Source organism: Streptomyces sp. NPDC032721, assembly GCF_055579625.1.
In genome coordinates, this window is the sequence record NZ_JBVIMX010000035.1 from 28333 (window position 1) to 43003 (window position 14671).

Here is a 14671-nt window from a genome sequence, read left to right on the forward strand (position 1 = left end):
CATCACAGACAGGTAGATCATGACCATCGCACCAGACCCGACCGTCGCCCCGTCGGTCGATTTCGCCAAGCCGGAAGCGGCCGGCCGCGGCAGGCCGGCCACCCGGGAGATGCACTACGCCCGCGCTGAGCTCGCCCTGGCCCTCCCCGACCACCTCGCCCTGCGCGAAGTGCCCCTCACCCCGGATCCGCTCGAGGCTCTGGCCAACGCGGTCGCCGACGTCCGCGAGGACCTCGGCGAGAGCGCCGACGTCGTCCTGGACCTCGTGCCCGTCTCCCCGAACCGTGTGAGCAGCAGGCGCCGGCGCCTGCTGGCCCAGGCCCGCCGCAACCCCTCCGACGGGCCGGCGATACCCGGCATGCCGCAGCAACGCGGCAACCGGTTCGGTTTCGACCTCGGCGCGGTGATGTCCGAGATCGCCACCGAGATGAAGGGCAACCAGGGCGGCGGCGCCCGGCCGCGGCAGCACCACCAGCAGCGCACGGCGCACCGCGTCACAGACATGAAGGCCGCCATGGGCAAGCTCGCCCCCGGTGCCGAGCCCGTCTTCTCCATGCAGCTGCTCGTGCGCACCTGCGCCCGCGACGAGTACCGGGCCCGGATGCTGCTGGACCAGGTCCTCGCCGCCCTGGAGCCGTGGTCCGGCGACAACCACCTGCGCCCCGTCGGTCTCCACCTCGGGGTCACCCGCCTCCGGGCGGACCACTGGGTCTACCGGGGCAGGTTCGACCGCCGCTTCGAGACCGGGTTGTTCGTACCGCGCCGGCACTCCTGGGTGACCGCCCAGGAGATCGCCGGGCTGCTCAAGCCGCCCACCAAGCACAACATGGCCCCGAACATCACCCGCTCGGGCGGAGTCGTCCCGCCGCCGCCCGCAGCGCTCCCGACGTGGACCGGCCAGCGCGGTCTGCTGCCCCTCGGGTGGGTGGCGAAGTCCGGCGGCGGCGAGCGCCTCGCCGGTGTCCCCTTGAAGTACCTGCTCTTCGCTCTGTTCCTCGGCAAGTCCGGCTTCGGAAAGACCGAGATGTCGCTCGTCCAGGCGATCGCGATCGCCCACGGTGGGTTCGGCGTGCTCTTCCTCGACCCCCACGGTGACGGCTGGACCCGTGCCCGGCCCTACCTGGCACACAAGGAGCTGGCCGACCGGATCTGGGAGATCGACCTCACGAGCCCCGAGCTCGACAAGATGGTCGGCTCCTGGAACCCCCTGTCGATGGAGCGCCGGCGCGAGTCCGAGATCCCCGACATCGTCCAGTACATCGTCACCGGCTTCGCCGCGGCCCTGAACTGGTCCGACTCCGCGGGCCGTGCGAAGACCATCCTCACGCGTGCGGTCGAGTCCCTGGTGTACCTGTCGTGGCACGTCTGCCGCGCCGGCCGGCCCGACCTGGCGCCCACCGTCTTCCAGATCCGTACGATCCTCACGGACGCCGTGTGGCGCACCAATGTGCTGCCGTACCTGCCCAAGGACATCCGGGACTTCTGGGAGAACGTCTTCCCGGGCTACAGCAAGGAAGCCATCCCGGTCGTCACCAACATCATCGAGCGACTGTCCTCCTCCAACGCGATCAAGGCGTTCCTGGGGTCGAGCCGGTCGACGTACGACATCCGGCACGCCATGGACACCGGGAAGATCGTCTTCGTCTGCCCCGCCGGCACCGGCGACGTCGACCGCATCATCAGCTCCCTGCTGATCTACGACCTCTTCCGCGCCGGCCTCTCGCGCCGGGACACCCCGCCCGACCAGCGCCGCGACTTCTACACCTTCATCGACGAGCTGACCAGCGTGGACGGCGCGTCCAAGGGCACCCTCGCCCAGATCACCGAGCAGCTGCGCAAGTACAACGTCAAGCTGCTCGCCATGACGCAGATGGCGCAGCGGCTGAGCGCCACCACCCGGCAGGGTTTGCTGCAGAACCTGTCCATCCTGTCGACGACCGCGTCCGACGTCGACGAGGCGACGCTGGTCACCCGCCGCTGGGGCAAGAAGGTCGCCCCCGACACGATCGTCCAGCTCAACCGGTACAGCTACGTCATGTCCGTGACACTCGAGTCGGGCTCGACCGACCCGTTCCGGGTCCGCGGCGCCTCGGTGGAGGACCTGTACGGCGACTACTACCGGCCGCAGAACGAGAAGCTGCTGGCGCAGGCCATCGACGAGAACCTCCAGCGCCGCTCGGTCCGCGACATCCTCACCGACCTGCGCCGCCTGGACTCGCGGCTGCGCCGGTTCATCGTCACGCTCCCCGTCCCGCCGGACGACGACGACCCGGTCGGCGCCGATCTGCCGCCGGACGAGCCCGACTTCGACGAGGCCGCACCGCCCGACCCCGAAGGCCCGGACGGACCGGCCAGCGGCCTCACGTCCAGCGGTAGTGCGGCCACGCCGCGGGTTCACGACAGCGCAGGCACCGTCATCAGCGGCGCTGAGCCGGACCCGGCCAGTGAAGTCCCCGACAACGTCCACCCGATCAACCCCCACCAGAACCAGTCGAGGCTCGGATGACCCTGCTCCCTGTCGAAGCAGCCGCCGCGGCGGCGCCTACGCGCAGCTTCCACGCGATCGGCGGCGAGGTCCTGGAGCTGCTGTACCAGCACCGGGTGCTCTCGACCCAGCAGCTGCACATCCTGCTGACTCTGCCCGAGAAGCGGCCGGCCCGCCCCGTGTACCTGCGCTGGCAGCTCGGCGAGCTGCTCCAGGCCGGGCTGGTCGACCGGATCCGGGCCCAAGGACCCGGCGGCCGCGGACGGGTCCAGAGCCAGCCGTTTCTGTGGTTCCTCACCGAAGCAGGCGCCGCATCCGTGGAGGAGGCGGGCGAGCTGCCCACCCGGCCGTACCGGGTGACGCCCGAATCCGTCGCCGGCGCCCGGCAGGCGCACACCCTGGGAGTGAACGAAGTCGGCATCGCCTTCGTCGAGTGGGCGCGGCGACTGGGTCACGAGTGCGGGCCGCTGGACTGGACCCCCGAGGTCGCCAACCGGATCCGCGACGGCCAACGACGCTTCGAAGACGACCACGTCATCAGCGACGCCGTCCTCAACTATGTGCACGTGGAGCGCGGCGGCCGCCGCACGATGCTCAGCTTCTTCGTCGAGTTCGACCGCGCCACGATGACCTCCGCGCGGCTCGCCGCGAAGCTCCAGTCGTACGGCCGGCTCTACGAGTACGTCCCGCAGAGCACTGACCGGGCGCGCCGGACCCCGAACGCGACCCGGCCGGCGTGGATGTACACCTACCCGGTCTTTCCGCGGGTCCTGGTAGTCCTCGACGCGGCGCCGCCGAAGGCTGGCGAGCCGGACCGGCGCCCGCAGCGGCTGGCCGCGCGCACCGAGGACCTGTACACGCGCGCTGCGGCGGACGTCCGACTCGGCCGGCTCAAGAGCGACATCCACATCGGCGTCACCACCCTTCAGCAGCTCCGGGAGCACGGCCCGTTCGCCCCGATCTTCACGCCGCTGCTGAGCGGCACGCAGTCTGTCCGCCCTGCTCCCACCGACCTCTACCTCGCCACGAAGTGACCAGCCGCTCGCGCCGGCCATAAAGGAAGCAGCATCATGACCAGTACCTCGCTCGTAGCTCCGCCTGACGGCGGGAGCATGATCCGGCTCACCGAGATCCTGCACCGCAGCGTCAAGCTGCGGCAGCGGCGATTCGAGATGCTGCCGCTGCGCGGCCAGGGCGCACCCTTCACCGAGCCTCACGCCCGCAACCCCTCCGACTCCCTGCCGCCGTCCGAACTCGCCGACCTGATCTCCTCCATGTCCGTCATCGGCCTCCTGGAGCCGGTCTTGGCCGAGGAGATCGTCGTCGACGGGAAGGCGCCGACGATCCGGTTGGTCACCGGGGAGCGCCGCCTGCGCGCGATGCGCTGGGGTGCCGTCAACAGGCCGGACAACCCGCACTTCCAGGCGCTGCCGGCCGTGGTCTGCCCGGGGCCGTTGTCCGAGGAGGAGCGCCACATGTGGCGCTTCGTCGAGAACTTCGCCCGGGAGCCCCTCCGCCCCGGGGAGCAGGCCGCCGCGTTGCTGTACCAGCGGTGCGCCATCCTCGTCGGCAAGCTGCTCAAGGCCGGCAAGCCCGTGCCGCAGGAGGTCTACGCGATCCCCGATCCGGCCGAGCGGTTCCTTGCCCTGGAGAAGATCCGCGGCACCGACAGTTCCTGCGCCGCCCCCTGGAGCGAGGTGCTGGACCGCCTGGGGCTGCAGCTCAACGAGCGTAAGGCCGGCGAACTCGTGCGGGCCTTTCGCGCGCTGCCGCGCGACCTCACCGAGGAGATGGACGAGGCCGCGGTACGCCTGAACACGAGGATCCGCTTCGCCGAGCTCCGCAACGGCCGGGCACAGGCTGCCGAGGGCATCTGGGCCGCGCTGAAGTCCTCCAAGCGGCTCCACCTGCTCCCGACCGCCGTGAACGTCGGCCTGGAGGAGCCCGAGCTCGGGCCAGAGGAAATCATCGCCGAAGCAGAGGAACGGCAGGACGCGGCGAACGCCGGCCGCCGGGCGAAGCTCACCCGAGTTCCCACCCGGGCCGAGGACCAGGAAGAGACCGAAGAAGGCGATGACGGAGATGCTTCTGCGGCCCTCCACGCCGATGAGCCGGCAGAGGCCGCGGAGCTGGGTTCCGCGATGCCGCCGGCACCGGTGCCGGCGGCATCCGCCGCAGCAGCAATGCCGGCCGACACCGCCCCGAGCCGTCCGGCAGTGGAGACGGACACGGTCCGTGCGGCGCTCGACGGCCTCCGCGGGCTGCTGGCCGAAGTCCGGGCCGGAAAGGAGATCGCGCGCTACGACCGCGGCTCCCTGCGCCTGGCTCTGCGCGAGCTCCACGACCACCTCGAGGGCGCCGCCATCGACGGCGCTACAGACCCCGACGCAATCACCGAAGGAAGCGAAGCAGCATGACCAGTGTCTCCCTGCCCATCCCGACCGTCGGCGTGCCCCTCCCGGGCCGCGGCTGCGACTGCAACAGCTGCGCCTTCTACGCCGGGCCTGACGGCCGGGGCGGCCCGGCCACCGTCGAGCCCCTGTGCACCGGCCAGAACTCAGACTGTCGGTTCTGCGGGTGCTCGGCGGCCGAGGCGGACGCCCCGGCGAACGCGTGCGTGACCCGCAAGTGCCCGATCCGGTGCGGGAGCCGAACCGACATAGCCCAGTGGATGGCGGACGTCGGCGGCACCTTGACCTTCGACGACATCACCGTCGACAGCACGCTGCCCGACGGTCTGCCGTCCTTCATCCCCATGACCGACGGCTCCGCGGTCACCAAGCTCGACGCCAGCCTGAACTGGCCGGCGTACGGCGTCGGTCTGCGCCGGGTCTTCTCTCCGGACACCCACACGCTCTACAAGCGCTTCACCGAGCAGACCGCCCGCCAGGCCCTCGCCCTCGGGGACCACCAGAAGGCAGTGCTGGTCGGCTACGGCGAGGACCCGCTCGTCGAGGCCTTCTGGACCCGCCGCGGCCGCGACAGGCTCGTCGAGCGGATCGCGGAGCAGGAGTGGGACCTGGTCCTCTCGTGCAACTACTCGATCTACGGGGACTGGCCGCGCACCGAGCACCTGCTCAACATGCGCCGCAGCCTCATGCTCGCTCAGGAGTTCGCCGAGGCCGGCGTGAACGTCGTGCCGAACGTCTACTGGTTCCGGCTCGAGGACCTCCAGCGCTACGTCTCCTGGATCGAGGACACCCAGCCGGCCGCCATCGCCGTCAACGTGCAGACGGTCCGCGACAACGCCGACTGGGACAGCTGGGAGCGGCCCGGCCTACACTTCCTCGCCGAAACCCTCCCTGAGGACCTGCCGGTCATCCTCACCGGCCTGTCCCGGGCCAACCGCATCGCCGAGATGGCCGAGATCTTCGGCCCCCGGCTGACCCTGATCTCCCAGAACCCCCACCAGTACGCCCTGCACGGCGCGATCATGACCCCCAACGGCCGCGAGGACGTCCACGCCCGGACCGAGGATGCCTTCGCCGCAACCGTCCAGTACATGGCCTCGCTCCTGCCCAGCCGCTGAAAACTTCTTCGTCCGCACTGTCACACCGGCGGCTCCTCCCACACCTGTAGCAGGTGAAAGCACCTTTGGGAGGAGCCTCCGTGACGACCGAACTCACCACCGAAGCCCAGACGGCGGAGCCGACGCCAGCCGCTCCGGCCTGGCGGCTGTGGATCCTGCTCGTCTGGCACCCCGCGCTCGGCCTCCCCGTCGACCCGGTCGCGGTGCTCGCCCTCGACGACAGCCGACAGCCGACCGAGCGGGTCGTGCGCTGGGTCCCCCTCGTCTACGAAACGGCCGACCCCTGGCGCGAGCGTCTGCGCGAGGCCACCACCGACGAGGACATCGAGCGGTGGATCCAGCAGTCCGGCGGCGCGTGCTCGCTCGAGCCAGCCGACATTCCCGAGGGCGCGCTCGATCTCACGCATGCAGCCGATCTGGTTCTGAATGAACTGCTCGCTGAGGTCATCCCTGCGCTTCCGCAGCGGGGTGATGGCTGATGGGTACAGGCAGCAAGTCCTCGCACGCCTCCTACGCGGTGGGGCCCACCACGGCATCCGAGACGGACGACGTGGTGGCCGAGGCACCCGTACAGCCGATGTCCGACGAGGAGGTCCAGGCCAAGGCCGACCTCGTGGTCGCGATGGACCTGATGGGGGAGCTCGCCGATCCGCCGTTCGCCCTCGACCCCGAGGACGAAGTGCCGACGGATCCTGTCGAGCGGTACGACCTCTTCGTCGGGCAGGTTGAGCAGGCCCAAGAGGCCATCGAGAAGCTGAAGGCGGCGGGTGCCTCCGATGAGGAGATCGAGGCGCACACCAAGGCGCTGAAGGCGCAGACCCTCGCCTACCTGAACTCGCTCGACGAGGACGACCTGCGCGAGATCGCCGAGGCCAAGGGCTTCGAGCACCCCGCGCTGGTGGGCCTGTCGGGCAAGGGCCAGCACCCTCTGGTCCACTGGCTCGACCCCGCGTACCCGAACGACATCCCGTCCAAGGAGAAGATCCAGGCCGCCGCGCTCAGCCGGTACAACGAGCTGCTCGCCGGCAAGACGGTCGGCGGAATGACGCTCGCCGACCTGCACGAGCTCGAGGGCACCGAGCCGCCCCTCAGTAGTGGCGCATGGAAGGCCACGCCGGACGAGGTTACGGCCTCCGCCCAGGAAGTCTCGGCGTCGATCGACGCCTGGAACGAGGCGTCGAAGACCTTCGGGCCCCAGTGGCAGGAGCAGCGGGCCGAGGCCCTGCAAACGATGCTCGCGGCCGAGCAGAAGCTGGCCTCGGCCGACTGTCCTGAGCTCGGCGAGGACCTGGCCAAGACCAAGGCCGAGGCCAAGTTGGCGGTTGACGAAGTTCTCACCCACACGTACATGCACCCGAAGGTGGTTCAGCCTTCGGTGCAGGAGGCTCTCGCCTCGGGCCAGCTGAGCGAGACCGAGGCGATGCATCTCGGCGGCCACCAGCTCGTAGCGCTGATGCGGCCGAACACACCCGAGAGCGAAGTGGAGTCGCTGAAGGCACTGGCGGTCAAGCGGCAGGAGCAGCTGGCGAACCTCGACGCCGGCTACGCCGCTCACATTGCGATGGCTCCCGAGGGCGGACAGCCGCTGAACCTGCCGTCGGCGAGCGACCCGGGCGCGCCGCAGGTGATCGCCGCTTGGGCGAAGAACGCCGGCGACGTCCAAGACATGCAGACGGGCGTGAAGGGGTGGTACGCCAACACCCAGCTGGGGGGTGCCAGCGACACTCCGTACGCCGAGCATCCGGCCCTCGGACCGGGGAAGCACCTCCACGCAGGCGATCTGACGAGCGACTTCAAGGCGTGGGCCGCGAAGCAGAAGCTCTCCGACCTGCGCACCGTCGCGGCCGAGCTAGGCATGGACAACAACGCCAAGGCCACGCGCGCCCAGGTCCAGAACTACATCGCCGCGAGCTTCAACAACAAGTACGACCAGCAGGCCATCAAGGACAAGGTCAACGCGGACGCCGCGAAGAAGGAGGCAGCCAAGGCCGCCAAGGCGGCAGCCGCCGCGGCGCCGGCGGGCACGCCCAGTGGCGGCCTGGCCTCCGACGAGGCTGTCCAGGCCCTGGCGAGCAAACTGCCGTCGAACAGCGCCGGCACTGCGGCGAAGCCTGCCACGCCTGCAGCGAAGCCGGCGAAGGCACCCAAGCCGGGATCGTTCAACGCGAACGTCCAGGCCATGATGGCCGCGGTCCAGCACGCCAAGGCGACGAACCAGGATCTGCCGGCCCGCATCGACGCCAAGGAAGTCGCCAGCTGGACCTTCGGCCCCGGCACCTCGGCGTCCAACCTCGGAGGGACGTACGCCAAGACCATCCACGCTGCCCCCGATGGCTCGCAGTGGATGTTCAAGGCCGACCACAACCACGGCGGGGCCCTGGGCCACACCGAAGCCGCCGCATCCCACGTTCTGTCGCTGGGCGGGGTCCCGGCGGTGCCGGTGTACCACCACAAGAAGGCTGACGGAACGGCCGGCTCCATCCAGCCGCTGCTCAAGGACGCCAAGCCGTTCACGGCCAGCCCGAGCCAGTGGACACAGTCCCAGGTCGACGCGATCGTCCGGTCGCACGTGGGGTCGTGGCTTGTCGGCGAGCACGACGGCCACCAGGACAACTGGCTGGCCACGTCCTCCGGCGGGCTCGTGCAGATCGACCGCGGTCAGGCCTTCAAGCACTTCGGCGCGGACCAGCTGTCGGTCGACTACGCCCCCAGCGGCGGAGGCGGTTTCACCCCGGTCCACCAGAAGCTCTACCAGGCCGCTCTGGGCGGTGGCCTCGCCAGCGGGGTGAAGATCAACCCGGCCGCCGCGCACCCGGTGATCAAGAAGTTCGAGTCCATGCCAGACGCACAGCTGCGCTCCATCCTGCACTCCACCGCGCACGAGGGCGCCAAGGCCGGTGTGGCATGGGTGCCGCAGATGCGCAGCCGGGCGGCCAAGGCCCTGAAAATCCCGCAATCCCAGGTGACCCACGAGCAGATCGCCACGGCGTTCCTGGACCACGCCGTAGAGAGGAAGAACAACTTGCGCGAGAACTTCTCCGACTTCTTCGTCAAGCAGCTGGGCCTGCCCTCAGGCGCCTCCCTGAAGCACGGCGGTGGTAGCTGATGGGGACCGGATCCAAGTCGAGCCACCAGAGCTACGCGGTCAGCCCGACCGCGCTCGCCGAGGCCCCTGCCGCCCCGCTGGACCTCACGGGCGCGCCGGCAGCGGGCGGGGAGAGCGACGTCACGGGCGCGGCCGCAGGAGCTTCCGGGGCGCCGGGCTTCGAGGTGCCGGAGCTGCCCGAACCAGTTGTCGAGCCGACTTTCCTTGCGGAACCGCCGGCTGGCGATGACCCGCTGGCGGAGCCCGGCGGGCCGCTGGGCACCGAATCCGAACCCGAGCCTGTCGTGTCCGCGGCGCCCCCTGAGGAGGACGTTCCGGAGACGTCTGCCGAGGGTGTCACGGGCGCCGCCGAGGTGCAGAGCAGCGATGAGGAGCAGCCTACGGAGGAAGCCGTGCTGCTCCAGGCGGAGGACATCGAGGAGGTCCAGGAGGAAGAGGAAGAGACGGACCCGCCGCTGACTCCCGTACCGGCGGCGCCCCCGGTGGGCGAGCCCACGGGGACACCGATCCTGGTGGGTGGTGACGACTTCATCAACTCCGAAGCGACCCTGGTCGCCTACGACTCGCCGGACGGCCCGCGGGAGGTGCTGCTCACGCACATATCCGAGGAGGCCGAGGAGAAGCTCCTCGACGCGCTGAGCATCCCCGGCACGCACATGGAGGAAATCCAGGTCGAGGAGGAAGTCAAGGAGCGCCTGGACCTCGACAAGGAGAAGAAGCTGGCCGAGCTGACCAAGACCGCGGTCAGCTCCGTGCAGCACAAGCTGAAGACCGGCTCCGAGATGTCGGACGCGTCGATCGCCAAGCACCAGGCGGCCGTCGACGCAGTCTCCGACGTCCTCAACGACCCGTCGATCAGTGACGACGAAAAGGCCATGGCCCAGCACTACATGGACCAGCTGAACGTCGTGAAGGACAAGATCGACAACGGCGGCGCGCCCATGCCGTGGATGGACGCATACGAGGTGACCACCACCAAGATGGTCACCAAGCAGGTACCGGTGCCCGATGGGGATCCGGAGCCTGGCACGCTCGCCGCGACCGTCCGCAAGGCCAGCCGGATCCAGGCGAACCTGGACCCGGCCACCGGGCAGACGTCGTGGGACGGCGTTACCCGCTCTTCCGCCAACGGCACGGAGTACGAGATCGACATGGGTGACGGCTGGAAGGCCGTCTACCGCCCGTATAAGGACAACGATCCGAAGCACACGGAGTACTCGCTTCGGGGACAGCTCGAGGTCCATGCCCCTGCGGGCGCCGGCCACGGCAAGGACCTCGTGGAGCGGCTGGAACAGCTGCACCTGATGAACAAGCCGATGACCGCGGCCGAGGGCGAGTGGACGTACCTGGCGAACAACATCCGAGCCCAGGGGCTGGAAGACGCCCCGGGCATGAAGGCCGCCATGGAGACGGCCCAGGGTCTCCAGGATCTCCAGGTCCAGGAGATCGTGCACCAGCGCATGGAGTCCCTCATGGGTCTCGACAGCGACGCCCTGCAGACGGCCATGAAGAGGATCCACCTGGAGGCCTCCCACAAGGTGCTCCCGATGAAGGTCGACGTCGTCCGAGACGCCGTTGCGAAGGCTTCCGGATTCTCCAGCGGCGCCGAACTTGCGGCCAGCCCGGGCTACGAGCCCACACCCTCGACGGGAGGGAAGTGGCTGACCTGGTCCCGCTTCGACGTGACCGGCAAGAAGGCCGAGATCCAGGACGCGTTCAAGGGCCGGTCACTGACCCACAACCTCAACGGCGGCGACCTCGCCAGCCTCCTCGGCACCGGAGTCCTGGCCTCCACGGAGAAGCGAGCCGTGATGGGTATCGGCGGCGGGCTCGGCATGAGTGAGCAGGCCGACAAGATGACCGGCGGCGCCAACAGCGTCTTCCTGCGCGTCAAGAAGACGCCCGCCCAGCCTGGCGGCGGCCGGCTCATCTGGGACGACCCGAGCGTGCTCATGCAGCGCAGCGACTACTACGCCTACAACGGCGACCACTACGGCGCCATCAACCCCGCGCACCACAACTACAACGCGGGGGCGATTACGCGGGACCCGATGAAGATCGCCAAGTTCTCCGGCAGCAGCAACGAGATCATGTTCCGCAACGGGATCGACTTGCTTGGGGCAGAGGCCCCCAGCCGGATCGTCTGCCACACCGCCGCGGAGCGCAGCAGCATCCTTGCCTCCCTCACCGCGCGGGGCATCACCCAGCTCGGCGGGAAGCCGGTCGAGGATGTCCTGTGCACGGAAGCCGACTACTACAGCTGAGCAGGAGCGATTCGATGACAGCAACACAGCAGCAGTGGCGACAGCGGTTCGCGGATCTCCTCGCGGGCAACCACAGCCCGACCGGGGACCCGGTAGACGCCGGTGCGCGCCTGGTCGTGTCAGACCCCGACGGTACCGAGGTCTTCCGCACCGCGCTTGCCCGCCACCACCGCTTCGAGGACGACGACGACCAGGTCATATGGATCAGGCCCCTGGTCGGCGGCCAGGACACCGGGAGCGGATACCTGTTCAACCTCAACCTGGCCCGGCGGCGATCCCTTTCTGTGGCGCGGGCCGACGTCGTGGACGACTGCGTGGAGATAGATCTGACCTCGGGGCAGAAGGCGCGGATCGAGCCGGCTGACGGCCCCGAACTCGAGCAGCTGACCCGTTGGGAGGACTTCACCAACCGTCTCACTCCCGAGGAGGACGCCGCACTCGCGCGGCTGGACGCCGACTCCTGGCACGGACGCTATGCGTGAGCAGCCCCGCCGCCGGCGGCGAAGGGGGACTGCGGGGCGTGTTGGCATGATGTCCCCGCGGCCCGGCGGCCGCGGGCAGACAACTGGCCGGCCCCGGTACGAAGAGGGCCGGCCCGACGAACTTGGCGGACCAGGCGGACCGCACGCGGAAGGAGGAGGACATGGCAGATCGAGCACACCCGGTGACCGAACAGCGGCATGCTGACCTGCGCAGTCCTCTGCCGGAGCACGAGCGCGATCTCCCCGTTGACGTGGCCTGGCTGCGCCGGCGCGCCAAGCTGTTCGCAGTTGTGTCCAAGCGCGAGTTCCACCTCGTCACGGACCTCGCGGCGTACGCCTCGGTCAGCGGCATGCCCTACCTCGCGCACTATGCCGCCCAGGTGTACACCGGCCCGAAGACGGCACGCCTGAAGGTGCCGCTGATGGCCATCAACCTCCAGCTGGTGACCACGCGCGAGGAGGCGGACCGCGCCTTGGCCCACGAGACCATGCACCTGGTCGTCCCCTCCTACGGGCACAAGGCGGCCGCCTTCGCCCGGGCCCAGCTCTTGCTCGACGAGGTCGGGCAGCTCACCGCCGCGCTGACGTAAGACAGTCCGCGGACAACCGGCCGGCCGCGCCGATGCCTCCCGCTACACCGCGCCGAGGAGGCAGAGGCAGGCCGGCCGCCCTACGCCCAGACTGTTGCACAATAGGCGTTCACTATGTATCGTGATGGATGTCGTGCGGGAGACGCCGCCGACCGGAGCCGCTACTCGCGGCCTCACATCCAGCCCAGGTGACATCACGCGCTCCAGCGTGCCCATCACGCGGGCCCGATCCTCCTCGGAGACCCCATGCCGAGCACCACGATGAAGCCCTTCAACGACGTCGAAACCGCAGCCGTCGAGGCCGCACTGAAGCGCGCCCAGACGGGTCGGGCCGCCTGGATCGGACCGGACCCGGCCCTTCACAGCCAGGACACGGAACTCCGGTGGGTGGAGGCCGTGCTGCGCCACCGCCTCTCGCTCCTCACGCTCGGCCGCCCGGTCGCCATCCGAACCGGCGAAGACAACACCCATCCGCTCGTCGCGGGCGGCCGAGCTTTCCCCGCAGTGGCGCTGACGATCCCCTTCGCCGACAGGACGCTGGACTTCCTCGCGACCTATAACGACGACGGCCGCCTGACCTTCGACGTCGTCAGCCCGTGCCACTGCTGCGGCAAGCCGGTCCCCACCGAGGAGATCGACCGCCTGGAGGACCTGGGCGACTACCTCCTCCAGGCCCGGGACGCCCTCGGCGGATCCCCGCGCTTCCGCACCTCCCCGGCACACGCCGCCGGCTGTCCCGCGCGCGGCTGACCGCCCTACCCCTCCCCCACTGGCGCCCCCGGCTGATGCAGCCGGGGGCGCCCTGCATGGAGCGACACCTCACCATGACAGCCAGTCCCCCCGCCGGCCTCGGCGACAAGCCTGTCCAACACGAACCGGACCCGCTCCGGGCTCCCGACGCATACGGCCCCTTCGGCCGGGTGGTCACCGCCCCCGGAAGCAGCGCAACGCCGGCGTCATCGACGTGGGTGACGTGGCTGCTGTTCATGGTCCCGCTGTGCATCGCCGAGTTCAGGGACCTCCCGGACCCCGAGATCAAGCGCGTCTCGGAGAAAGCCGCCGACCTGATCACCAGTCACGGCGACGACGCGCAGTACGGCGGGCACCACCAGCGCAGCGCGCGCACCGCGATCGCCAAAGGGCTCGCTGTACTCGCGAGAGCCGAAGGCGGTGTGACCGCGCTCGGAATTCACGCGTGCACCCGCCCGCACGACGGCTGCCCTGCCAGTCCTACCACCCAGCCCCGCCCGTCGAAATGTGAGGAACGAGATGCCTGAGAGCACGAAGGCGACCGGTCGCACTGCACCCAAGAAACGGCTTCTTACCCAGAACTCCGACCTGAGGAGGATCGGCGTCTTCAACTGGACGCTCCCGGCTTTCGTCATCGAAATGCCCGATGGAAGTCATTTCAACGTCTGCCCTCAGGCGGGCGTATGCGCCCAGCTGTGCTATGCCCGGGTCGGCACCTACCGTTTCAAGAACGTCCGCGCGGCTCACATCCGAAATCTCCTCCTCTGCCGCGACACCCCCGAAGATTTCGAGAAGCAGATGACCGAGGAGCTCAGACACAAGCGGTACGCCGGAAAATGGATTCGCGTGCACGATTCAGGCGACTTCTTTTCCGAGGATTACCTTCTCACCTGGATGCGCATCATGCGCAACTCGCCGGGCGTTCGCTTTTACTGTTACACCAAGGAAATTTCCCTGTTCAAGCGGGTAGTCGCCAACGACCCGCCTGAAAATTTCCTCTGGTGCTACAGCCTCGGAGGAAAGGAGGACCACCTCATCGACCTGGGTAAAGAAAGGCACGCGGACGTCTTCCCCGATGTGGAAGCGCTGATCGCCGCCGACTACACCGACCAGACGGAGTCGGACCTTCTGTCGGTCCTCAGCGAATCCCCTCTCGTCGGAATCCCGGCCAACAACATTCCGCACCTTCTGAAGAAACAGGGGCAGGAGACATTCGGCAGCCTTCAGCGAGCGCGCGACGAGAAGCTGCGTGCGAAGAGGGCGCGCGCGAACCAGAAGTTGGCGCTGGCGCACTGACACCCGCGGGGGTGGGGGGGGGGGGGGGGGGGGGGGGGGGGGGGGGGGGGGGGGGGGGGGGGGGGGGGGGGGGGGGGGGGGGGGGAGGAGGGGGGGGGGGGGGGGGGGGGGGGGGGGGGGGGGGTGCTTCAGGGAGGGGGAAACAAGAAAGAGGAGGAGGGGAAAGAGG

Annotated in this window: 12 protein-coding genes; all 12 read left to right on the top strand. The window is 69.4% G+C overall.

The window, feature by feature from the left end; genetic code table 11:
- The first annotated feature begins 19 nt into the window (after positions 1–19).
- The 12 genes from ACZ5PB_RS41105 (at position 20) to ACZ5PB_RS41160 (ending at position 14502) form a co-directional block, all read left to right on the top strand.
- Complete coding sequence (locus tag ACZ5PB_RS41105) at positions 20–2506, top strand: type IV secretory system conjugative DNA transfer family protein (RefSeq protein WP_468698625.1); 2487 nt, start codon at positions 20–22, stop codon at positions 2504–2506.
- The gene (locus tag ACZ5PB_RS41110; protein WP_468698627.1) at positions 2503–3519 is read left to right on the top strand and encodes a replication-relaxation family protein; all 1017 of its coding nucleotides are present in this window, start codon (positions 2503–2505) and stop codon (positions 3517–3519) included. The genes ACZ5PB_RS41105 and ACZ5PB_RS41110 overlap by 4 nt, the downstream gene beginning before the upstream one ends.
- 36 nt (positions 3520–3555) lie before the next feature.
- Positions 3556–4902 (top strand): hypothetical protein, encoded by a 1347-nt coding sequence (locus ACZ5PB_RS41115; protein WP_468698629.1) that lies wholly within the window; start codon positions 3556–3558, stop codon positions 4900–4902.
- A complete protein-coding gene (locus tag ACZ5PB_RS41120) occupies positions 4899–6014 on the top strand; it encodes a DUF4417 domain-containing protein (protein WP_358478214.1) in 1116 nt (371 codons plus the stop codon). Before ACZ5PB_RS41115 ends, ACZ5PB_RS41120 begins: the two co-directional genes overlap by 4 nt.
- Positions 6015–6094: 80 nt before the next feature.
- Positions 6095–6493: a hypothetical protein gene (locus ACZ5PB_RS41125; RefSeq protein WP_468698631.1), complete on the top strand. Its 399-nt coding sequence runs from the start codon at positions 6095–6097 to the stop codon at positions 6491–6493.
- Positions 6493–9120: a hypothetical protein gene (locus ACZ5PB_RS41130; protein ID WP_468698633.1), complete on the top strand. Its 2628-nt coding sequence runs from the start codon at positions 6493–6495 to the stop codon at positions 9118–9120. Before ACZ5PB_RS41125 ends, ACZ5PB_RS41130 begins: the two co-directional genes overlap by 1 nt.
- A complete protein-coding gene (locus ACZ5PB_RS41135; RefSeq protein WP_468698634.1) occupies positions 9120–11384 on the top strand; it encodes a hypothetical protein in 2265 nt (754 codons plus the stop codon). Before ACZ5PB_RS41130 ends, ACZ5PB_RS41135 begins: the two co-directional genes overlap by 1 nt.
- 14 nt (positions 11385–11398) lie before the next feature.
- Entirely contained in the window at positions 11399–11866 is a 468-nt protein-coding gene (locus ACZ5PB_RS41140) for a hypothetical protein (protein WP_358478221.1), read from the top strand.
- A gap of 161 nt (positions 11867–12027) precedes the next feature.
- Positions 12028–12456, top strand: coding sequence for a hypothetical protein (locus ACZ5PB_RS41145; protein ID WP_468698636.1), 429 nt, complete (start codon positions 12028–12030; stop codon positions 12454–12456).
- Positions 12457–12702: 246 nt separating this feature from the next.
- Positions 12703–13206: a hypothetical protein gene (locus ACZ5PB_RS41150; RefSeq protein WP_468698637.1), complete on the top strand. Its 504-nt coding sequence runs from the start codon at positions 12703–12705 to the stop codon at positions 13204–13206.
- Positions 13207–13280: 74 nt separating this feature from the next.
- A complete protein-coding gene (locus ACZ5PB_RS41155; protein WP_468698639.1) occupies positions 13281–13733 on the top strand; it encodes a hypothetical protein in 453 nt (150 codons plus the stop codon).
- The gene (locus tag ACZ5PB_RS41160; protein ID WP_468698641.1) at positions 13726–14502 is read left to right on the top strand and encodes a GP88 family protein; all 777 of its coding nucleotides are present in this window, start codon (positions 13726–13728) and stop codon (positions 14500–14502) included. Before ACZ5PB_RS41155 ends, ACZ5PB_RS41160 begins: the two co-directional genes overlap by 8 nt.
- The last annotated feature ends 169 nt before the right edge of the window (positions 14503–14671 follow it).